The sequence below is a fragment of the Pseudomonas laurylsulfatiphila genome (assembly GCF_002934665.1).
Classification (GTDB): Bacteria; Pseudomonadota; Gammaproteobacteria; order Pseudomonadales; family Pseudomonadaceae; genus Aquipseudomonas; species Aquipseudomonas laurylsulfatiphila.
This window is the reverse complement of record NZ_NIRS01000006.1, coordinates 306,799-328,022: the sequence shown is the minus strand read 5'-3', so window position 1 is coordinate 328,022 and position 21,224 is coordinate 306,799. Positions and strand designations below refer to the sequence as shown.

The following is a 21,224-nucleotide window of genomic DNA, read 5'->3' as shown; positions in this document are numbered from 1 at the left end:
CGGAGAAAGTAGATGAGCGCGCTCTATATGATTGTCGGCACCCTGGTCGCTCTGGGTGTGCTGGTTACCTTCCACGAGTTCGGCCATTTCTGGGTCGCGCGTCGCTGTGGGGTCAAGGTGCTGCGCTTCTCCGTAGGCTTCGGCATGCCTTTGCTGCGCTGGCACGACAAACAGGGCACCGAATTTGTCGTTGCCGCCATCCCGTTGGGCGGCTACGTGAAAATGCTCGACGAGCGCGAAGGCGAAGTGCCGCCCGACCAGCTTGGTCAATCCTTCAATCGCAAATCCGTTCGTCAGCGCATTGCCATCGTGGCGGCGGGGCCGATTGCCAACTTCCTGCTGGCATTTGTGTTCTTCTGGGCGCTGGCAATGCTCGGCAGCGAGCAGGTGCGTCCGGTCATCGGGGCTGTCGAGTCCGGCAGTATTGCGGCCAGGGCGGGTTTGAACCCGGGCGAGGAAATCGTGGCTATTGATGGCGAGGCGACTTCCGGCTGGGCGGCGGTGAACCTGCAACTGGTTCGTCGCCTGGGTGAAAGCGGTTCGTTGCAGATAATGGTTCGCGAGCAAGGCTCGACGACCGATTCGCCTCGTGAACTTGCGCTGGATAAATGGCTCAAAGGGGCTGACGAGCCCGACCCCATTCATTCGTTGGGGATTCGTCCGTGGCGTCCGGCATTGCCGCCTGTTCTGGCCGAACTCGATCCAAAGGGGCCGGCCCAGGCTGCCGGCCTGAAGACCGGTGACCGGTTGCTGGCGCTCGATGGTCGTACGCTGGATGATTGGCAGCAGGTCGTCGATACCGTCCGTATGCATCCTGATACCAAAATCATGCTGCGGGTTGAGCGAGACGGTGCTCAAATCGACGTCCCGGTGACACTTGCCGCTCGCGGCGAGAGCAAGTCACCCAGCGGCTACCTGGGGGCAGGGGTGAAGGCTGTCGATTGGCCGCCGGAGATGATCCGCGAGGTCAGTTATGGACCATTGGCAGCGATTGGCGAGGGGGCTCGGCGCACATGGACCATGAGCGTGCTGACCCTCGATTCACTGAAGAAAATGTTGTTCGGCGAGCTCTCGGTAAAAAACTTGAGTGGACCGATAACCATTGCTAAAGTGGCGGGCGCTTCGGCCCAGTCGGGTGTTGCTGATTTCCTGAATTTCCTTGCTTATCTGAGTATTAGCCTGGGGGTTCTGAATTTGCTGCCCATTCCTGTGCTGGATGGGGGGCATTTGTTGTTTTATCTGATCGAGTGGGCGCGTGGTCGCCCCTTGTCGGATCGGGTGCAAGGTTGGGGGATACAGATCGGCATCAGTTTGGTGATCGGAGTGATGTTGCTCGCTCTGGTTAATGATCTGGGTCGTCTGTAACGTCGCTGAATTGCGAATCTGCCGCATTTTGCGGCAGTTTGTTTATTGCCAGTTGGAATAAGAAAGGACTTCATGAAACGTCTGCTGCTAACTGCGGTTCTCACCGTATTGATGATCGCCGAAGTTCACGCCGAGTCCTTCACTATCTCTGATATTCGCGTCAATGGCCTCCAGCGGGTCTCCGCGGGTAGCGTCTTTGGTGCTTTGCCGTTGAACGTCGGTGAACAGGCGGATGATCGTCGCCTGGTGGAATCCACTCGTGCGTTGTTCAAAACCGGTTTCTTTCAAGATATCCAGCTGGGCCGCGATGGCAACGTCCTGGTCATCACGGTAGTCGAGCGTCCGTCGGTCGCCAGTATCGAGATCGAAGGCAACAAGGCGATCTCTACCGAAGACCTGATGAAAGGCCTCAAACAATCCGGTCTGGCCGAAGGCGAGATCTTCCAGCGTGCCACCCTTGAAGGTGTGCGTAACGAACTGCAGCGCCAGTACGTCGCCCAGGGTCGCTACTCGGCTACCGTCGACACCGAAGTGGTTCCGCAGCCGCGTAACCGCGTTGGTCTGAAGGTCAACATCAACGAAGGTACCGTTGCGGCCATCCAGCACATCAACGTGGTGGGCAACACGGTCTTCCCCGATGAAGACCTGATCGACCTTTTCGAACTCAAGACCACCAACTGGTTGTCGTTCTTCAAGAACGATGACAAGTACGCCCGTGAAAAGCTGTCCGGTGACCTGGAGCGTCTGCGTTCCTACTACCTGGACCGTGGCTATATCAACATGGATATCGCTTCGACCCAGGTTTCCATTACGCCGGACAAGAAACACGTCTACATCACCGTCAACGTCAACGAAGGCGAGAAATACACCGTTCGTGACGTCAAGCTCAGTGGCGACCTGAAAGTCCCTGAAGACCAGATCAAGTCCCTGTTGCTAGTGCAAAAAGGCCAGGTGTTCTCGCGCAAACTGATGACCACCACCTCCGAGCTGATCACCCGTCGCCTGGGTAACGAAGGCTACACCTTCGCCAACGTCAACGGCGTGCCTCAACCGCACGATGAAGATCACACCGTGGACATCCTGTTCGCGGTCGATCCGGGCAAGCGTGCCTACGTGAACCGCATCAACTTCCGCGGCAACACCAAGTCCGAAGACGAAGTGCTGCGTCGTGAAATGCGTCAGATGGAAGGCGGCTGGGCTTCGACCTACCTGATCGATCAATCCAAGACCCGTCTGGAGCGTCTGGGCTTCTTCAAGGAAGTCAACGTCGAAACCCCGGCCGTACCGGGTGTCGATGACCAGGTGGACGTCAACTACAGCGTTGAAGAACAAGCCTCCGGTTCGATTACCGCCAGCGTCGGTTTCGCCCAGAGTGCCGGTCTGATCCTTGGTGGCTCGATCACCCAGAACAACTTCCTGGGTACTGGTAACAAGGTCAGCGTCGGCTTGACCAAAAGCGAATACCAGACCCGCTACAACTTCGGTTTCGTCGACCCCTACTGGACCGCCGACGGCGTGAGCCTGGGTTACAACGCCTTCTACCGCACCACCGACTACAAAGATCTCGACGTCGATGTAGCAAGCTATGCCGTGGACAGCCTGGGTGCAGGTGTGAGCGTTGGCTACCCGATCAGCGAAACTTCGCGTTTGACCTTCGGCCTGACTGCGCAAGAGGACAAGATCAAGACCGGTCAATACACCGTCGACGAGATTTTCGACTTCGTTAACCGTGAAGGCGATCAGTACCTGAACTTCAAGGCTTCGGCCGGCTGGTCCGAATCCACCCTGAACAAAGGCGTATTGGCGACCCGTGGTCATTCTCAAAGCTTGACGGCGGAGGTCACTGTACCGGGTAGCGACCTGTCGTTCTTCAAACTCGATTATCGTGGCCAGTTGTTCCAGCCACTGTCTGAAAACTACACCATGCGCCTGCACACCGAATTGGGTTATGGCGATGGTTATGGTTCGACTGACGGCTTGCCATTCTATGAAAACTACTATGCTGGTGGTTTCAACTCGGTTCGTGGCTTCAAGGACAGTACATTGGGTCCACGCAGTACTCCGAGCCGTGGCGTAGGCAGTACTGGCAACCCGGGCACTCTTGCTGACCCGGATCAGGATCCACTGCCGTTCGGCGGTAACGTCCTGATTCAAGGTGGTGCCGAGATTCTGTTCCCGCTGCCGTTCGTCAAGGATCAACGATCCCTACGTACGTCGGTATTCTGGGACGTGGGTAATGTGTTCGACTCCAAATGCCAGCAGACGACCAATACAAATCCTGCGTCGAAGTCCAATACGCAGTGTAACGATATCAGCCTCAGCAACTTGGCCAGTTCCGTGGGTGTAGGTGTTACGTGGGTAACTGCGCTGGGTCCACTGAGTTTCGCGCTGGCAATGCCGGTGAAAGAACCGGATAACGCTGAAACCCAAGTGTTCCAATTTTCCCTCGGCCAGACGTTCTAAGCGTCTGACCCAAGATAACGACAATGAATTTTGTAGGAGTGCATCGTGCGTAAGTTGACTCAATTGGTTCTCCTGGCCAGCGTCCTGGTCGCTGGTCCGGCATTTGCCGACATGAAAATTGCAGTTCTGAACTATCAGATGGCTCTGCTGGAGTCCGACGCGGCCAAGAAATACGCCGTGGATGCCGAGAAGAAGTTCGGTCCTCAGCTGACCAAGCTCAAGGCGCTGGAAACCAGCGCCAAGGGTATTCAGGACCGCCTGATGGCCGGTGGCGACAAAATGCAGCAGGGCGAGCGCGAGCGTCTGGAGCTTGAATTCAAGCAAAAGGCCCGTGACTTCCAGTTCCAGTCCAAGGAGCTGAACGAAGCCAAAGCCGTTGCCGACCGTGAAATGCTGAAGCAGCTCAAGCCGAAACTGGACAGCGCTGTGGAAGAAGTCATCAAGAAAGGTGCTTTTGACCTGGTCTTCGAGCGTGGTGCAGTGATTGATGTCAAGCCTCAGTACGACATCACTCGCCAGGTTATCGAGCGCATGAATCAGCTGAAGTAATCCATGACCGTGACCATTAAGCTCGGCCAGCTGGCCGAGTTCCTCGGCGCCACGCTACGTGGCGACCCGGAGAGAGAAATTACTGGGCTAGCCACCTTGCAGGAGGCTGGCCCAGCTCAGTTGAGCTTTCTCGCAAACCCTCAATACCGTAAATACCTGGCAGACAGCCGGGCCGCAGCACTGTTGCTGAAGGCTGCTGATGCCGAAGGTTTTGCCGGTAATGCGCTGGTGGTGCCTGATCCGTATCTGGCCTACGCGCGTGTTTCCCACCTGTTCGATCCAAAGCCGAAAGCGGCTGCCGGTATTCACCCGACAGCCGTTGTAGCGGAGGACGCGGTGGTTGACCCGGCTGCGAGTATTGGTGCCTTTGCGGTGATCGAAAGCGCGGCACGTATTGCTGCCGGCGTGACCATCGGTGCGCATTGCTTCATCGGTGCCCGTTGCGAAATCGGCGAAGGCGGCTGGCTGGCCCCGCGGGTCACGCTGTACCACGACGTGCGCATCGGTAAGCGTGTGGTCATTCAGTCGGGTGCCGTGCTCGGCGGCGAAGGCTTCGGTTTTGCCAATGAGAAAGGTGTCTGGCAGAAAATTGCCCAGATCGGTGGTGTGCTGGTCGGTGACGATGTCGAGATTGGCGTGAATACCGCTATTGATCGCGGTGCATTGGCCGATACCATTCTCGGCAATGGTGTGAAGCTCGACAACCAGATCCAGATCGCCCACAACGTTCAGGTCGGTGATCACACCGCCATGGCGGCCTGTGTCGGGATCTCCGGCAGCACCAAAATCGGCAAGCATTGCATGCTCGCTGGCGGTGTAGGGCTGGTGGGGCATATCGAAATTTGCGATAACGTTTTCATCACCGGGATGACCATGGTGACCCACTCGATTACCGAAAAGGGTTCCTATTCTTCCGGTACGGCCATGCAGCCAGCAGCCGAATGGCGCAAAAGCGCGGCTCGCATCCGTCAGCTCGATGACATCGCGCGACGTCTGCGACAGCTGGAAAAGCAAGTAGGGGAAGTGACCCCTGACGGTAATGCTTCATCAGATGGCTGATACCATTTCCATATCAAGTGTGCACAGCCGCAAAACAGACTGCATGGAAACGTAGCGAGCGAAGACAAGACAAGGCAAAAACAGGCGAGGAACGGTTGGAGTCGCACGCGACTTTACTGGCTGTAAATGAGCATTCCGAGCCTGTTTTTAACGCAGTATTGTGCGCGTAGCCCGCAGTAGTTTCCATGCAGTCTGTAGACTGGCTCCTTGATTTGCTAGCGGAACGTGCGTCAGTCGCGCGCTCCCAATCTTTACATAGGCTTCCCCCCGAAATGATGGACATCAACGAGATTCGCGAATACCTGCCTCACCGTTACCCGTTCCTGCTGGTGGATCGGGTAGTGGAGCTGGATGTTGAAGGCAAGCGCATTCGCGCCTACAAGAATGTCAGCATCAACGAACCGTTCTTCAATGGCCACTTCCCCGCGCATCCAATCATGCCGGGCGTATTGATCATCGAAGCCATGGCTCAGGCTGCCGGGATCCTTGGTTTCAAGATGCTCGACGTGAAACCGGCCGACGGCACCCTCTATTACTTCGTCGGTTCCGACAAGCTGCGCTTCCGCCAGCCGGTTCTGCCAGGCGATCAGTTGATCCTTGAAGCCAAGTTCATCAGCTGCAAGCGTCAGATCTGGAAATTCGAGTGCCAGGCTTCGGTCGATGGCAAGCCGGTCTGCTCCGCTGAAATCATCTGTGCGGAACGCAAACTATGAGTTTGATTGACCCTCGTGCAATCATCGATCCGACAGCCATTCTGGCTGACGGCGTCGAGGTCGGCCCGTGGTCGATCATCGGCGCAGGTGTGGAAATCGGCGAGGGGACAGTCATCGGGCCGCACGTGATCCTCAAGGGCCCGACCCGAATCGGCAAGCACAATCGCATCTACCAGTTTTCCTCGGTGGGTGAGGACACACCTGACCTGAAGTACAAGGGCGAGGAAACCCGCCTGGTGATTGGTGATCACAACGTCATCCGTGAAGGCGTGACGATCCACCGCGGCACCATCCAGGATCGTTCGGAAACGACCCTGGGCGATCATAACCTGATCATGGCCTATGCCCACATCGGCCACGACAGCGTGATTGGCAACCACTGCATCCTGGTGAACAACACCGCGCTGGCGGGCCATGTGCATGTGGAAGACTGGGCGATCCTCTCCGGTTTTACCCTGGTTCACCAGTATTGCCACATCGGCGCCCACAGCTTCTCCGGCATGGGTACGGCGATCGGCAAAGATGTTCCCGCGTATGTCACGGTGTTCGGCAACCCCGCCGAAGCCCGCAGCATGAACTTCGAGGGCATGCGCCGTCGGGGGTTCAGCGAAGATGCGATCCACGCGCTGCGTCGTGCCTACAAGGTGGTATACCGCCAGGGCCTGACCGTGGAGCAGGCGCTTGTCGAGCTGTCAGAACCGTCCGCCCAGTATCCGGAAGTGGCGGTGTTCCGTGACTCCATCCAGTCATCGACCCGCGGCATCACCCGCTAACCATGGCCAATCTGCGTATTGCGCTGGTAGCGGGTGAGGCTTCCGGTGACATTCTGGGTGCGGGCCTCATGCGCGCGCTCAAGGCTCGTCACCCGGCCGTCGAGTTCATCGGTGTCGGTGGTCCGTTGATGCAGGCTGAAGGCCTGACCTCGTATTTCCCGATGGAACGTCTGTCCGTCATGGGCCTGGTGGAAGTGCTGGGTCGCCTGCGCGAGTTGCTGGCGCGGCGCAAGAAGCTGGTCGCCGACCTCATCGCCGCGAAACCCGATGTGTTCATCGGTATCGATGCCCCGGACTTCAACCTCAATATCGAACTCAAACTGCGTCAGGCCGGTATCAAGACCGTGCATTACGTCAGTCCGTCGGTGTGGGCCTGGCGGCAGAAACGCGTGCTGAAGATTCGCGAAGGCTGCGACCTGATGCTCACGCTGTTCCCGTTCGAAGCCAAGTTTTATGAAGAGAAAGGCGTGCCGGTGCGGTTCGTCGGCCATACCCTGGCCGATGCTATTCCACTCGAAGCCGATCGCGCGGCTGCGCGGGCCGAGCTCGGTTTGCCTGACGGGCCGCTGGTGGCGTTGATGCCAGGCAGCCGTGGCGGTGAAGTTGGCCGGCTAGGTGCGTTGTTTCTCGATACCGCGCAGCGCCTGCAGGTGTTGCGCCCGGGTGTGCGGTTTGTCATGCCTTGTGCCAGTGCGCAACGTCGCGCACAGCTTGAAGAACTGTTGGCTGGTCGCGATCTGCCACTGACCCTGCTCGATGGACAGTCGCATCTGGCCTTGGCAGCGTGCAATGCGGTGTTGATTGCCTCCGGTACCGCGACGCTTGAAGCATTGCTGTACAAGCGGCCGATGGTGGTCGCCTATCGCCTGGCGCCACTGACGTTCTGGATTCTCAAGCGCATGGTGAAAAGCCCCTACATTTCGTTGCCGAACTTGTTGGCTCAGCGTTTGTTGGTGCCCGAGTTGTTGCAGGACGATGCCACAGTCGAAGCGCTGGCCCAGACCTTGTCGCCCTTGATCGAGGGTGGGGAAGAGCAGACCCGTGGTTTTGATGAAATTCACCGGACCCTGCGTCTGGATGCCTCCAACCAGGCTGCGGACGCAGTGCTGAAGCTGATCGGCCAAGTAGAATGAGTAAAACGAACATGCAGATGGGGCTGGACTTTACCTTGGTCGCTGAAGTCGAAGAGTTGGTTGCCGGCGTCGATGAAGTCGGTCGTGGCCCGCTCTGTGGCGCGGTAGTGACAGCGGCGGTGATTCTTGATCCGAACCGCCCTATCCTCGGCCTGAACGACTCGAAGAAACTCACCGAAGCCCGTCGCGAAAAGCTCTACGACGAAATCTGCGAAAAAGCCCTGAGCTGGTGCATCGCTCGCGCCGAAGTCGAAGAAATCGACGAACTGAATATCCTCCACGCCACCATGCTGGCCATGCAGCGTGCTGTCGCCGGGCTGCATATCCAGCCGAAGCTGGCGATGATTGACGGCAACCGCTGCCCGAAACTGCCTATGCGTTCCGAGGCTGTGGTGAAGGGCGATAGCAAGGTTCCTGCCATCGCTGCTGCCTCTATTCTGGCCAAGGTCAGTCGCGACCGGGAAATGGCCGCGTTCGAGTTGATCTACCCCGGCTACGGCATCGGTGGCCACAAGGGCTACCCGACCCCCGTTCATCTGGAAGCACTCGCGCGTCTTGGCCCTACGCCGATTCACCGACGTTCGTTTGCTCCAGTGCGGCTGGCGTATGAAGCTCGCGAAGGTTTGATCGAGAGTTAGTCGCAAGGCTGATTTTTTTTACCAAGGCCCGGTACAATCCGGGCCTTGTTGTTTTCATGACTTAACGCAGGATCACTATGCCGGCTTCATTCGTTCACCTACGCCTGCACACTGAATACTCCCTGGTCGACGGTCTGGTGCGGATCAAGCCGCTGGTCAAGACCCTGGTCGGCATGAACATGCCTGCCGTGGCGGTCACCGACCAGAACAACATGTGTTCCCTGGTCAAATTCTATAAAAACGCCATGGGTGCCGGGATCAAGCCGATCTGCGGCGCCGACCTGTGGCTGTCGAACAAGGATCCGGACAACCCGCTGAGCCGGATCAGCCTGCTGGTGATGAACGCCGAAGGCTATCGCAACCTCACCGAGCTGATTTCCCGCGGCTTTATCGAAGGTCAGCGCAATGGCGCAATCATCATCGAGCGTGAATGGGTCGCTGAAGCCAGCGCCGGCTTGATCATGCTGTCGGCGGCCAAAGAGGGCGAGATCGGCCAGGCCATGCTCAGCGGCAACCCCGCCGAGGCTGAAACCCTGGCCCGCGAATGGATGGACGTGTTTCCGGATCGTTTCTACCTGGAGATCCAGCGCACCAACCGCCCCAACGATGAAGAACAGCTGCACGGCGCCGTGGCCCTGGCCGAGAAGCTCGGTGCGCCGCTGGTGGCGACCAATGACGTGCGTTTCATCAAGCAGGAAGACTTCGCCGCCCACGAAACCCGCGTCTGCATCGGTGAGGGCCGTGCCCTCGACGATCCGCGGCGCTCGAAGAATTACAGTGATCAGCAGTACCTCAAAAGCGCCGAGGAAATGGCCGAGCTGTTCAGCGATATTCCCGAAGCGCTGGAAAACACCGTCGAAATCGCTAAACGCTGCAACATCGAAGTGAAGCTGGGCACGCACTTCCTGCCCAACTTCCCGATTCCCGATGGCATGACCATCGACGAGTATTTCCGCAAGGTCTCGTTCGACGGTCTGGAAGAGCGTCTTGCCGTTCTGCTGCCCAAGGACACCACCGAAGACTATGAAGCCAAGCGTCAGGTCTACGTCGACCGGCTGAATTTCGAACTGGATATCATCATCCAGATGGGCTTCCCCGGTTACTTCCTGATCGTGATGGACTTTATCCAGTGGGCCAAGAACAACGGCGTGCCGGTAGGTCCTGGCCGTGGGTCGGGTGCCGGATCGCTGGTGGCCTATGTGCAGAAGATCACCGATCTCGACCCGCTGGAATACGACCTGCTGTTCGAACGTTTCCTCAATCCGGAACGGGTATCGATGCCCGACTTCGACGTCGACTTCTGCATGGACGGTCGCGATCGGGTGATCGACTACGTGGCCGAGAAGTACGGCCGCAACGCGGTAAGCCAGATCATCACCTTCGGTTCCATGGCGGCCAAGGCTGTGGTCCGCGACGTGGCGCGGGTGCAGGGCAAGTCCTACGGCCTGGCGGACCGTCTGTCGAAGATGATTCCGTTCGAAGTCGGCATGACTCTGGAAAAGGCCTACGAGCAGGAAGAGATCCTGCGCGACTTCATCAAGGTCGATGAAGAGGCCGCGGAAATCTGGGAGATGGCCCGCAAGCTCGAAGGCGTTGTGCGTAACGTCGGCAAGCACGCCGGTGGTGTGGTGATCGCCCCGACCAAACTGACCGACTTCTCGCCGATCTATTGCGACGAAGCGGGCGATGGCCTGGTAACCCAGTTCGACAAGGACGACGTTGAAGCGGCCGGTCTGGTGAAGTTCGACTTCCTCGGTTTGCGGACCCTGACGATCATCGATTGGGCGCTGAAAACCATCAACCGCGACCGCGCCAAGGTCAACGAGCCACCGCTGGATATCGCGTTCATCCCGCTGGACGACAAGCCGACCTACACCTTGCTGCAAAAAGCCGAAACCACGGCGGTGTTCCAGCTTGAATCCCGAGGCATGAAAGAGCTGATCAAAAAGCTCAAGCCCGACTGCCTGGAAGACTTGATCGCACTGGTGGCACTGTTCCGTCCAGGCCCGCTGCAATCGGGCATGGTGGACGACTTCATCAATCGCAAGCACGGTCGCGCCGAGCTGGCGTATCCGCACTCGGACTACCAGTACGAAGGCCTCAAGCCCGTACTGGCGCCGACTTACGGCATCATCCTGTATCAGGAACAGGTGATGCAGATTGCCCAGGTCATGGCCGGCTACACCCTCGGTGGCGCGGACATGCTGCGTCGCGCCATGGGTAAGAAAAAACCCGAGGAAATGGCCAAGCAGCGCGGCGGTTTCATTGAAGGTTGCGCCACCAACAATATCGATGCGGATCTGGCCGGTAACATTTTCGACCTGGTGGAAAAATTCGCCGGTTACGGCTTCAACAAGTCGCACTCGGCGGCTTATGGCCTGGTGTCGTACCAGACCGCGTGGCTGAAGGCGCACTACCCGGCGCCGTTCATGGCCGCGGTACTCTCGGCGGATATGCACAACACCGACAAGGTCGTGACCTTGATCGAAGAAGTGCGGACCATGAAGCTGCGTCTCGACGCACCGGACGTAAACACCTCCGAGTTCAAGTTCACGGTGAATGACGAAGGCCGAATCATCTACGGCCTGGGGGCCATCAAGGGGGTGGGTGAGGGGCCGGTCGAGGCCATCACCGAGGCGCGCCTGGCGGGGCCGTTCAAGGATCTGTTCGATTTCTGCGCCCGGGTCGACCTCAAGCGCATCAACAAGCGCACCCTCGACGGTTTGATCCGCAGCGGTGCCCTGGATCGCCTCGGGCCGTACTTCCACGATGAACAGAAAGCCTACCAGGCCAACATCGACCGCAATCGCGCGGTGCTGCTGACGGCCATGGAAGAAGCGATCAAGGCGGCCGAACAGACCGCGCGCACCCAGGACAGTGGTCACTCGGACCTGTTTGGCGGCCTGTTTGTCGAAGAAGATGCCGACGTCTACGCCAATCACCGCAAGGCCAAGGAGCTGACCCTCAAGGAGCGCCTGAAAGGGGAAAAAGATACCCTCGGCCTGTACCTGACCGGTCACCCGATTGACGAGTACGAGGGTGAAATCCGTCGCTTCGCCCGTCAGCGCATCATCGATCTGAAACCGGCGCGTGATACCCAGACCGTCGCGGGCATGATCATCGCCTTGCGAGTGATGAAGAACAAAAAGGGCGACAAGATGGGGTTCATCACCCTCGACGACCGCTCCGGACGGATCGAGGCCTCGCTGTTTTCCGAGGCGTTCCATTCGGCGCAGTCACTGTTGCAGACCGACGCGATGGTGGTGGTCGAAGGCGAGGTCAGCAATGACGACTTCTCCGGTGGCCTGAAGTTGCGGGTCAAGCGGGTGATGAGCATGGAAGATGCGCGCACCAACCTGGCCGAAAGCCTGCGCCTGAAGCTGCATGCCAAGGATCTCAAGGGCGATCAGCTACGCTGGTTGGGCGAGTTGTTGAAGCGTCATCGCGGTGCGTGCCCGATCACCATGGACTACACCAGCCCTGATGCGAAGGCCTTGTTACAGTTCGGCGAGGGCTGGCGGATCGATCCGGCGGATGCGTTGATTCAAGCCCTGCGTGACCAGTTCGGGCGAGACAACGTCTTCCTCCAATACCGTTGACGGTCAGTGCCATCAGATTGCCCTGGCCCAGACCTGAATTTTTAATCTCGACCTCAACGCGCCTGTCCCTTAAGGTAGGGCGCGAATAGACAACCGGCCGGCCCAAGATTCCTTGGGACTCGACCCAAGACGGACGCCTATGAACCCGAATTTTCTAGATTTCGAACAGCCGATCGCCGACCTGCAAGCCAAGATCGAAGAGTTGCGCTTGGTCGGTAATGACAATTCGCTGAATATCGGCGATGAGATCTCCCGCCTGCAGGACAAGAGCAAAACGCTGACCGAAGACATTTTCGGCAAGCTGACCAGCTGGCAGATCGCACGCCTGGCACGTCACCCGAAACGTCCGTATACCCTGGACTACGTCGAACACATCTTCACAGAGTTCGATGAACTGCACGGTGATCGTCACTTCTCCGACGATGCAGCCATCGTTGGCGGTATCGCCCGTCTGGACGACAAGCCGGTCATGGTCATCGGCCACCAGAAGGGCCGTGAAGTGCGCGAGAAGGTTCGCCGCAACTTCGGCATGCCGCGTCCGGAAGGCTACCGCAAGGCTTGCCGCCTGATGGAAATGGCCGAACGCTTCAAGATGCCGATCCTGACCTTCATCGACACCCCGGGCGCCTACCCTGGCATCGACGCTGAAGAGCGCAACCAGAGCGAAGCGATTGCCTGGAACCTGCGGGTCATGGCGCGCCTGAAAACCCCAATCATCGCCACCGTGATCGGTGAGGGTGGTTCCGGTGGTGCTCTGGCAATCGGTGTCTGCGACCAGTTGAACATGCTGCAATACTCGACCTACGCGGTGATTTCGCCGGAAGGTTGCGCTTCGATTCTGTGGAAAACCGCCGAGAAGGCACCGGATGCCGCAGAAGCGATGGGCATCACCGCCGAGCGCCTCAAAGGCCTGGGCATCGTGGACAAGGTGATTGGCGAGCCATTGGGCGGCGCGCACCGTGACCCGGCTGCTGCCGCTGCATCGATCCGCGCCGAGCTGAGCTCGCAACTGGCGATGCTGAAGAAGTTCGACAACGACGCGCTGCTCAAGCGCCGTTACGATCGTCTGATGAGCTACGGTCTCTAAGCCGAACACGCAGTGCCCATGTGGGAGCGAGCTTGCTCGCGATGAGGGTGTAACAGTCGACGAATGTGTTGAATGTTAGGCCGCTATCGCGAGCAAGCTCGCTCCCACATTTGATTTGTGCATAGAGGCAGATATGAGTCAGTCCGCGATTGATTTGCCTTCCAGGCTTTTGCTGAATCTGAAACCGTGGCGCAATGCTGCGACCTGGCGCATCGCCTTTTCCGGCGGCCTGGACTCCACTGTCCTGCTGCATCTGCTGGCACATCCTGCAACAACCGAATCCCTGCCGGCGCTGAGCGCCATCCACGTTCATCACGGCCTTCAAGCCGTGGCCGATGCGTGGCCGGAGCATTGTCGTGCCGTGTGTGCTGCGCTGGGTGTCCCGTTGCAGATCGTTCGTGTACAGGTGCAGCCTGGCGCCAGTCTGGAGCGGGCGGCCCGGGACGCGCGTTATCACGCGTTCACCGAAGTGACACGACCCGATGACGTGCTGCTGACCGCCCAGCACCGCGACGATCAGGCGGAAACCTTGCTGTTCCGTTTGTTGCGTGGGGCCGGCGTGCGCGGGCTGTCGGGTATGCCGCGTCAACGCCCGTTGGGCAAGGGCCATCTGCTGCGACCATTGCTCGATGTCACGCGGGCTGAACTGGAGGCCTATGCCAGCGAGCATGGCTTGAGCTGGATCGAAGATCCCTCGAACCTGGATCGGCAATACTCGCGCAACTACCTGCGGCATCAAGTCTTCCCCGCATTGACCCGGCGCTGGCCACAAGCGGTGGCAACCATGGCCCGCAGCGCGGCGCATCTGACTGAAGCGCAGGGGTTGCTCGAAGAACTGGCAGACATGGATTTGCGTGAGGCCAGCTCTGTCGGTGAGTTCGCCTGGCTGGGCTTGCGATCCCTTGAGCTGGCGTCGCTTGCGCAACTCTCCGATGCCCGACAGCGCAATGCCTTGAGTCATTGGCTCGAACCGCTGACCCGCCTGCCGGACACTGACCATTGGTCGGGTTGGGAGGATTTGCGCGACGCCAGCGGCGATGCCTGCCCGGTGTGGCGGCTGGCCGATGGCGAGCTGCATCGGGCTGGTGGGCGGATCTGGTGGTTGTCGGGCCGCTGGTTGCGCACCTTGCCTGTCGCCGGAACTTGGCAGGACACGCGTTCACCGCTGGTAATCCCGGACAATGGCATGCTGTCGCTCACCGGGCAAATCCCCGATGGCCCGTTACAGATCCGCTATCGTGAAGGGGGAGAGGTCATGGCTTTGCCAGGCCGTGGCCATCGGGATCTGAAACGTTTGCTCAATGAAAACGCTGTACCGTCCTTCGTGCGCGGCAGATTGCCGCTGCTCTACAAAGACGGGCAACTGCTGGCGGTAGCGAACCTCAACGGGCTCGATGGTGGTGCGATCGGTAACTGGCATTTGCATTGGCAGCCACTGAACGAAGATCAAGGTTTGAGCTGAAAGGGGCTTTCCGGTAGACTACGCTCCCTTCTTGATACAACTTCTGTGGATTCGCCTGAATTGCAGGAGTTGCCGATTACCAAGCAGTCTTTGCTGGGCGATTCCAAAAAATGTGTAGCGAGCAACGAACCGGTGATTCATTTCCCGGTCTGTCCCAACGCGGCGGTTTTTTTGAAAGGTGCACTGTGATTAATGCAGGTGATCGGGGGCTTCGGCCTTCCTTCGCTTTCCCCGGCGGCTCGGACCGCTTTAACGCAGACTTCTAGGGTTTTTCATGACGCGCTACATATTCGTCACGGGCGGTGTTGTTTCTTCATTGGGGAAAGGCATTGCATCGGCATCATTGGCGGCCATCCTGGAGGCGCGGGGACTTAAGGTCACCATGCTGAAGCTGGACCCGTACATCAACGTCGACCCGGGCACCATGAGCCCGTTCCAGCACGGTGAAGTGTTCGTCACCCACGACGGCGCCGAGACCGACCTGGACCTGGGCCACTACGAGCGGTTCATCCGCACGACCATGACCCAGAATAACAACTTCACCACCGGCCGTGTCTACGAACACGTGCTGCGCAAAGAGCGCCGTGGTGACTACCTGGGTGCAACCATCCAGGTGATCCCGCACATCACCGACGAAATCAAGCGCCGCATCATCAAGGGTGCCGGCGACGCTGACGTGGCCATGGTCGAGATCGGTGGCACCGTGGGTGACATCGAGTCGCAACCGTTCCTCGAGGCGATCCGCCAACTGCGTTTCGAAGTCGGCGCCAAGCGCGCGATGCTGATGCACCTGACACTGGTGCCGTACATCGCCACTGCCGGTGAAACCAAAACCAAGCCAACCCAGCACTCGGTCAAGGAACTGCGTTCCATCGGCCTGCAACCAGACGTGCTGGTCTGCCGCTCCGACCACCCGATCGATGTGTCGTCGCGTCGCAAGATCGCGCAGTTCACCAACGTTGAAGAACGTGCGGTGATCGCGCTGGAAGACGCCGATACCATCTACAAGATCCCTGGCATCCTGCACTCCCAGGGCCTGGACGATTTCGTCGTCGAGCGCTTCGGCCTGCAATGCGGCGGTGCCGATCTGTCCGAGTGGGAAGCCGTGGTCGACGCCAAGCTCAACCCTGAGCACGAAGTCACCATCGCCATGGTCGGCAAGTACATGGAGCTGCTGGACGCCTACAAGTCGCTGATCGAAGCGATGAGTCACGCCGGCATCAGCAACCGTACCAAGGTCAACCTGCGCTACATCGATTCCGAAGATATCGAGAACCAGGGCACCGCGCTGCTGGAAGGCGTCGACGCGATCCTGGTGCCTGGCGGCTTCGGTCTGCGTGGCGTTGAAGGCAAGATCACTGCCGTTCAATACGCTCGCGAAAACAAGGTTCCGTACCTGGGCATCTGCCTGGGCATGCAAGTGGCCGTTATCGAGTTCGCCCGTAACGTGATGGGCTGGAAAGACGCCAACTCCACCGAGTTCGATCGTGCAAGCGGCCACCCGGTAGTGGGCTTGATCACCGAGTGGGAAGATGCCACCGGCGCGGTCGAAACCCGTACCGAAGCTTCCGATCTGGGCGGCACCATGCGCCTGGGTGCACAGGATTGCCTGCTGGAGCCGGGTTCCCTGGTTCATGGCTGCTACGGCAAGGACGTGATCGTCGAGCGTCATCGTCATCGCTACGAAGTGAACAACAACCTGCTGCCGCAAATCATGGAAGCCGGTTTGAAAATCTCCGGTCGCTCCGGGGATGGCGCACTGGTTGAAGTGGTTGAAGCTCCGGATCATCCATGGTTCGTCGCTTGCCAGTTCCACCCTGAGTTCACCTCGACGCCACGCGACGGTCATCCGCTGTTCAGCGGTTTCGTCAAGGCCGCGTTGGCTCAACACCAGAAGAAGGCGTAACCCCGATGGCACAGAAGATCATCCGCGTCGGCGACATCGAGATTGCCAACGACAAACCCATGGTTCTGTTCGGCGGCATGAACGTGCTGGAAAGCCGTGACATGGCCATGCAGGTTTGCGAAGAGTATGTGAAGGTCACCGAAAAGCTCGGTATCCCTTACGTGTTCAAGGCCAGTTTCGACAAGGCCAACCGGTCTTCTGTGACCTCCTATCGCGGTCCAGGCCTGGAAGAAGGCATGCGCATCTTCCAGGACATCAAGCAAGCCTTCGGCGTGCCGGTCATCACCGACGTCCACGAGCCTGACCAGGCCGCGGTCGTCGCTGAAGTCTGCGACATCATCCAGTTGCCGGCCTTCCTGTCGCGCCAGACCGACCTCGTGGTCGCGATGGCCAAAACGGGCGCCGTGATCAACATCAAGAAAGCCCAGTTCCTCGCCCCTCAGGAAATGAAGCACATCCTGAACAAGTGCGTGGAAGCGGGTAATGATCAGTTGATTCTCTGCGAGCGTGGTTCGAGCTTCGGCTACAACAACCTGGTCGTCGACATGCTCGGCTTCGGCATCATGAAGCAATTCGAATACCCGGTGTTCTTCGACGTGACCCACGCGCTGCAAATGCCTGGCGGTCGCTCCGATTCCGCCGGCGGTCGTCGCGCCCAGGTCACCGACCTGGCGAAGGCCGGCATGAGCCAATCGCTGGCCGGCCTGTTCCTGGAGGCCCACCCGGATCCGGACAACGCCAAATGTGACGGTCCTTGCGCCTTGCGCCTGGACAAACTGGAGCCATTCCTGGCCCAGCTCAAAGCCCTGGACGAACTGGTGAAGAGTTTTCCGACGGTAGAAACCGCGTAATCCACAATTCTCCGGTAAAGTACCGCACGATTTAACGCTCAGGCCCTCGGGCCTGAGCCTTGTCGTCTGCAAGACTGCCCGCTGCACCTCGCTTGCCGACGATCAAAGATTTCCTACAGCTGCGTCGTTTTCGTCAACTTTGGAGTGTTTACAACAATGGCTAAAATCGTCGACATCAAAGGTCGTGAAGTTCTCGACTCCCGTGGCAATCCCACCGTGGAAGCGGATGTGCTTCTCGATAACGGCATCATCGGCAGCGCCTGCGCGCCGTCCGGTGCTTCCACTGGCTCGCGTGAAGCGCTCGAGCTGCGTGATGGCGACAAGAGCCGTTACCTGGGCAAGGGTGTTCTGAAGGCCGTAGCCAACATCAACGGTCCGATCAAAGACCTGTTGAAAGGCATGGACCCAAGCGACCAGAAAGCGCTCGATCTGGCAATGATCAAGCTCGACGGTACTGAAAACAAAGGTTCCCTGGGCGCCAACGCGATCCTCGCCGTTTCCCTGGCTGCCGCCAAGGCCGCAGCACAGGACCAGGACCTGCCGCTGTACGCTCACATCGCCAACCTGAACGGCACCCCGGGTGTCTACTCGATGCCGGTTCCGATGATGAACATCATCAACGGCGGCGAGCATGCCGATAACAACGTCGACATCCAGGAATTCATGGTTCAGCCGGTTGGCGCCAAGTCTTTCTCGGAAGGTCTGCGCATGGGCACCGAGATTTTCCACCACCTCAAAGCCGTACTGAAGGCTCGTGGCCTGAGCACTGCTGTCGGTGACGAAGGTGGTTTCGCGCCGAACCTGGCTTCCAACGAAGACGCTTTGAAAGTGATCTCCGAAGCTGTGGCCAACGCCGGTTACAAGCTGGGCACCGACGTGACCCTGGCCCTGGACTGCGCGGCCAGCGAATTCTACGAAGACGGCAAGTACAACCTGTCCGGCGAAGGCCAGGTGTTCACCGCCGAAGGTTTCGCTGACTACCTCAAAGGCCTGACCGAACGTTACCCGATCATCTCCATCGAAGATGGCCTGGACGAGTCCGACTGGGCTGGCTGGAAGATCCTCACCGACAAGATCGGCGAGAAGACCCAACTGGTAGGCGACGACCTGTTCGTCACCAACACCAAGATCCTGAAAGAAGGCATCGACAAGAAGATCGCCAACTCGATCCTGATCAAGTTCAACCAGATCGGCACCCTGACCGAAACCCTGGAAGCCATCCAGATGGCCAAGGCTGCTGGTTACACTGCCGTGATCTCGCACCGCTCCGGCGAAACCGAAGATTCGACCATTGCCGACCTGGCCGTGGGCACCTCGGCTGGCCAGATCAAGACCGGCTCCCTGTGCCGTTCCGATCGCGTTTCCAAGTACAACCAACTGCTGCGTATCGAAGAGCAGTTGAACGGCAAGGCCAAGTACAACGGTCGCGGCGAATTCCGCGGCTGAGTAAGTACGTGGTAAAAAAGACACCGGATTGTGTCGGAAAAATCGCTACAGCGACGTTTTTGCCACTAATCTGATGCCTTATAAGCACAAGCCTGGTTCTTCCAGGCTTCGTGCTATCAGAAGCTTCACGTTTGGCATGGCTGTCTTTTTTCACTGGATACCTGATATTCGATGCGCAGTCCCAATTGGTTGTTCCTCATTCTGCTTTTGTTGCTGGCTGGCCTGCAGTATCGCCTGTGGGTGGGAAACGGCAGTCTGGCGCAAGTGGCTGAGTTGACGCAGCAGATCGCGGATCAGCAAGCTGAGAACCAGGCATTGCTGGAGCGCAATCGGGTAATGGACGCCGAAGTCAGTGAGTTGAAAAAGGGCATGGAGACCGTTGAAGAACGGGCTCGCCATGAGCTGGGCATGGTCAAGGACGGTGAAACCCTTTACCAGTTGGCGCAATGAGCCAGACGTTACCGGCCTTCTGGGCCGTGATTCCTGCCGCGGGCGTCGGTGCCCGTATGGCCGCGGACCGTCCCAAGCAATACTTGCAACTGGGCGGGCGCACTATTCTCGAACACAGCCTCGGCTGTTTCCTTGATCATCCTTGCCTGAAAGGCCTGGTGGTCAGCCTTGCTGTCGACGATCCTTATTGGCCGAACCTGGCGTGTGCCAGTGACCCGCGTATCGCCCGGGTCGAGGGCGGTTCGGAACGTTCCGGATCGGTGCTCAATGCCTTGCTGCACCTGCATGCGCAGGGCGCGGATAATGAGGATTGGGTACTGGTTCACGATGCCGCACGGCCGAACCTCAGTCGTGACGATCTGGACAAGTTGTTGGCTGAGCTGGCTGACGACCCTGTCGGCGGACTGCTGGCGGTTCCGGCACGGGATACGCTCAAGCGGGTCGACAAGCACGGTCGCGTGCTCGAAACCGTGGATCGCAGTGTGATCTGGCAGGCCTACACGCCGCAGATGTTTCGCCTTGGGGCATTGCATCGGGCGTTGGCAGACAGCCTGGTGGCGGATGCCGTTATTACCGACGAAGCTTCGGCCATGGAGTGGGCCGGTTCGGCACCACGCCTGATCGAAGGGCGGTCCGATAACCTCAAGGTGACACGTCCCGAAGATCTTGAATGGTTGAGGCAGCGTTGGGCTAATCGTCGCTAAAAGATCGTCCGAACGCGGCCCGAGCCTTCGGCAGCTCCTACAGAGATCGGGTAAGGATCCCCTCTGTAGGAGCTGCCGAAGGCTGCGATCTTTTGATCTCAAACCCGATACTCCGGCCGCTCGGCCAACCCTTCCTTCAAAAAATCCACCAACTTGCGCACCTTCGGCGACAAATGCCGTTGCTGTGGATAAAGAGCCCAAACCGCGGTGTTCGGCGGTTGATGCGCCTCCAGCAGCGAAATCAATGCGCCGCTCTTCAAATGCTCCAGCACATAATAGTCCGGCAACTGACACAACCCCACGCCCTGTAGCGCCGCGTCCAGTACGGCTTGCCCACTATTGCAGCGCCAATTTCCCTGGACTCGCTGGGAAAATTCCCGCCCGTTCTGCTCCAGTTGCCAGAGATCCGAACTGCCGATAAGGCAGTTGTGGCGACTCAGTTCCGACAGGCTGTGCGGCCGGCCGTAGCGCTTAAGGTAGGAAGGTGATGCGCAGAGAAACATGCGCCGTGGCGCGAGGCGGGTGGCAACCAGTCGTGAATCCTGCAAGCGCCCGAGGCGGATCGCCAGATCGAGGCCATCATGTACCAGGTCGAGCTGTCGGTTGGTCAATTCGATATCGATGCGCAATTGCGGATACAGCCCCATGAAACGGGTCACCAGGGGCACGATGAAGCGTTCACCGTAAGCCACGGCGCACGTCATGCGCAGCATACCTTTGGGCTCGCTGGTCAAGTCGCCCACCGCGCGCAGCGCCTCTTCGCGGCCGTCCTGCAAGCGTTGGCAATGTTGCAGGAAAGTTTGCCCGGCCTCGGTCAGCGCGACCCGGCGGGTGCTGCGGTAGAGCAAACGGGTTTGCAGGCGCTCTTCGAGGCGTACGATTTGTCGACTGATATGGGAGGACGAAACCCCCAGGCGTTCCGCCGCAGCGGTGAACTGGTTGCACTCGGCAACGGCGACAAACTCGTCGATCCCTTCCCAGCGGTTTTCGGACATCGATGATTATCCCTGTGTGGCAATAATATTT

17 protein-coding genes are annotated in these 21,224 nt (G+C 58.9%); 16 read left to right on the top strand and 1 reads right to left on the bottom strand.

Annotated elements, in window-relative coordinates:
* Positions 1-12 precede the first annotated feature (12 nt).
* From rseP to ispD, 16 genes are all read left to right on the top strand, one after another.
* On the top strand, positions 13-1,365 hold the full coding sequence (gene rseP / locus CD175_RS23780; protein WP_104450677.1) for a sigma E protease regulator RseP: 1,353 nt from the start codon (positions 13-15) through the stop codon (positions 1,363-1,365).
* Positions 1,366-1,437: 72 nt separating this feature from the next.
* Positions 1,438-3,828: an outer membrane protein assembly factor BamA gene (gene bamA / locus CD175_RS23775; protein ID WP_104450676.1), complete on the top strand. Its 2,391-nt coding sequence runs from the start codon at positions 1,438-1,440 to the stop codon at positions 3,826-3,828.
* A 45-nt stretch (positions 3,829-3,873) separates the two neighbouring features.
* Positions 3,874-4,377: an OmpH/Skp family outer membrane protein gene (locus CD175_RS23770; protein WP_007978376.1), complete on the top strand. Its 504-nt coding sequence runs from the start codon at positions 3,874-3,876 to the stop codon at positions 4,375-4,377.
* 3 nt (positions 4,378-4,380) lie between these two features.
* A complete protein-coding gene (gene lpxD / locus CD175_RS23765) occupies positions 4,381-5,436 on the top strand; it encodes a UDP-3-O-(3-hydroxymyristoyl)glucosamine N-acyltransferase (protein WP_104450675.1) in 1,056 nt (351 codons plus the stop codon).
* A 272-nt stretch (positions 5,437-5,708) separates the two neighbouring features.
* Positions 5,709-6,149 carry a 3-hydroxyacyl-ACP dehydratase FabZ gene (gene fabZ, locus CD175_RS23760; protein ID WP_007978374.1) on the top strand — a complete coding sequence of 147 codons (441 nt, stop codon included), beginning with the start codon at positions 5,709-5,711 and terminating at the stop codon, positions 6,147-6,149.
* Positions 6,146-6,922: an acyl-ACP--UDP-N-acetylglucosamine O-acyltransferase gene (gene lpxA / locus CD175_RS23755; protein WP_104450674.1), complete on the top strand. Its 777-nt coding sequence runs from the start codon at positions 6,146-6,148 to the stop codon at positions 6,920-6,922. The genes fabZ and lpxA overlap by 4 nt, the downstream gene beginning before the upstream one ends.
* 2 nt (positions 6,923-6,924) lie before the next feature.
* On the top strand, positions 6,925-8,055 hold the full coding sequence (gene lpxB, locus CD175_RS23750) for a lipid-A-disaccharide synthase (RefSeq protein WP_104450673.1): 1,131 nt from the start codon (positions 6,925-6,927) through the stop codon (positions 8,053-8,055).
* Between the two features lie 11 nt (positions 8,056-8,066).
* Positions 8,067-8,693: a ribonuclease HII gene (gene rnhB, locus CD175_RS23745; protein ID WP_008019543.1), complete on the top strand. Its 627-nt coding sequence runs from the start codon at positions 8,067-8,069 to the stop codon at positions 8,691-8,693.
* Positions 8,694-8,770: 77 nt separating this feature from the next.
* On the top strand, positions 8,771-12,292 hold the full coding sequence (dnaE, locus tag CD175_RS23740; RefSeq protein ID WP_007978370.1) for a DNA polymerase III subunit alpha: 3,522 nt from the start codon (positions 8,771-8,773) through the stop codon (positions 12,290-12,292).
* A 139-nt stretch (positions 12,293-12,431) separates the two neighbouring features.
* Positions 12,432-13,379 (top strand): acetyl-CoA carboxylase carboxyltransferase subunit alpha, encoded by a 948-nt coding sequence (locus CD175_RS23735; protein ID WP_104450672.1) that lies wholly within the window; start codon positions 12,432-12,434, stop codon positions 13,377-13,379.
* A 133-nt stretch (positions 13,380-13,512) separates the two neighbouring features.
* Positions 13,513-14,841: a tRNA lysidine(34) synthetase TilS gene (gene tilS / locus CD175_RS23730; RefSeq protein ID WP_104450671.1), complete on the top strand. Its 1,329-nt coding sequence runs from the start codon at positions 13,513-13,515 to the stop codon at positions 14,839-14,841.
* A gap of 274 nt (positions 14,842-15,115) precedes the next feature.
* On the top strand, positions 15,116-16,747 hold the full coding sequence (locus CD175_RS23725; RefSeq protein ID WP_007970707.1) for a CTP synthase: 1,632 nt from the start codon (positions 15,116-15,118) through the stop codon (positions 16,745-16,747).
* A gap of 5 nt (positions 16,748-16,752) precedes the next feature.
* Entirely contained in the window at positions 16,753-17,598 is an 846-nt protein-coding gene (gene kdsA / locus CD175_RS23720; protein ID WP_007970708.1) for a 3-deoxy-8-phosphooctulonate synthase, read from the top strand.
* 156 nt (positions 17,599-17,754) lie between these two features.
* Entirely contained in the window at positions 17,755-19,044 is a 1,290-nt protein-coding gene (eno, locus tag CD175_RS23715) for a phosphopyruvate hydratase (protein WP_015093774.1), read from the top strand.
* A gap of 171 nt (positions 19,045-19,215) precedes the next feature.
* Entirely contained in the window at positions 19,216-19,494 is a 279-nt protein-coding gene (ftsB, locus tag CD175_RS23710) for a cell division protein FtsB (RefSeq protein WP_007970710.1), read from the top strand.
* Complete coding sequence (gene ispD, locus CD175_RS23705; RefSeq protein WP_104450670.1) at positions 19,491-20,198, top strand: 2-C-methyl-D-erythritol 4-phosphate cytidylyltransferase; 708 nt, start codon at positions 19,491-19,493, stop codon at positions 20,196-20,198. The genes ftsB and ispD overlap by 4 nt, the downstream gene beginning before the upstream one ends.
* Before the next feature lie 98 nt (positions 20,199-20,296).
* On the opposite strand, the gene CD175_RS23700 is transcribed toward ispD, so the two are convergent.
* Positions 20,297-21,193: a LysR family transcriptional regulator gene (locus CD175_RS23700; RefSeq protein ID WP_104450669.1), complete on the bottom strand. Its 897-nt coding sequence runs from the start codon at positions 21,191-21,193 to the stop codon at positions 20,297-20,299.
* Positions 21,194-21,224 lie beyond the last annotated feature (31 nt).

Coding starts and splice junctions, on each gene's coding strand:
- rseP (WP_104450677.1), top strand. CDS start 13: ATGAGCGCGCTCTATATGATTGTCGGCACCCTGGTCGCTCTGGGTGTG.
- bamA (WP_104450676.1), top strand. CDS start 1,438: ATGAAACGTCTGCTGCTAACTGCGGTTCTCACCGTATTGATGATCGCC.
- lpxD (WP_104450675.1), top strand. CDS start 4,381: ATGACCGTGACCATTAAGCTCGGCCAGCTGGCCGAGTTCCTCGGCGCC.
- fabZ (WP_007978374.1), top strand. CDS start 5,709: ATGATGGACATCAACGAGATTCGCGAATACCTGCCTCACCGTTACCCG.
- lpxA (WP_104450674.1), top strand. CDS start 6,146: ATGAGTTTGATTGACCCTCGTGCAATCATCGATCCGACAGCCATTCTG.
- lpxB (WP_104450673.1), top strand. CDS start 6,925: ATGGCCAATCTGCGTATTGCGCTGGTAGCGGGTGAGGCTTCCGGTGAC.
- rnhB (WP_008019543.1), top strand. CDS start 8,067: ATGCAGATGGGGCTGGACTTTACCTTGGTCGCTGAAGTCGAAGAGTTG.
- dnaE (WP_007978370.1), top strand. CDS start 8,771: ATGCCGGCTTCATTCGTTCACCTACGCCTGCACACTGAATACTCCCTG.
- CD175_RS23735 (WP_104450672.1), top strand. CDS start 12,432: ATGAACCCGAATTTTCTAGATTTCGAACAGCCGATCGCCGACCTGCAA.
- tilS (WP_104450671.1), top strand. CDS start 13,513: ATGAGTCAGTCCGCGATTGATTTGCCTTCCAGGCTTTTGCTGAATCTG.
- CD175_RS23725 (WP_007970707.1), top strand. CDS start 15,116: ATGACGCGCTACATATTCGTCACGGGCGGTGTTGTTTCTTCATTGGGG.
- kdsA (WP_007970708.1), top strand. CDS start 16,753: ATGGCACAGAAGATCATCCGCGTCGGCGACATCGAGATTGCCAACGAC.
- eno (WP_015093774.1), top strand. CDS start 17,755: ATGGCTAAAATCGTCGACATCAAAGGTCGTGAAGTTCTCGACTCCCGT.
- ftsB (WP_007970710.1), top strand. CDS start 19,216: ATGCGCAGTCCCAATTGGTTGTTCCTCATTCTGCTTTTGTTGCTGGCT.
- ispD (WP_104450670.1), top strand. CDS start 19,491: ATGAGCCAGACGTTACCGGCCTTCTGGGCCGTGATTCCTGCCGCGGGC.
- CD175_RS23700 (WP_104450669.1), bottom strand. CDS start 21,193: ATGTCCGAAAACCGCTGGGAAGGGATCGACGAGTTTGTCGCCGTTGCC.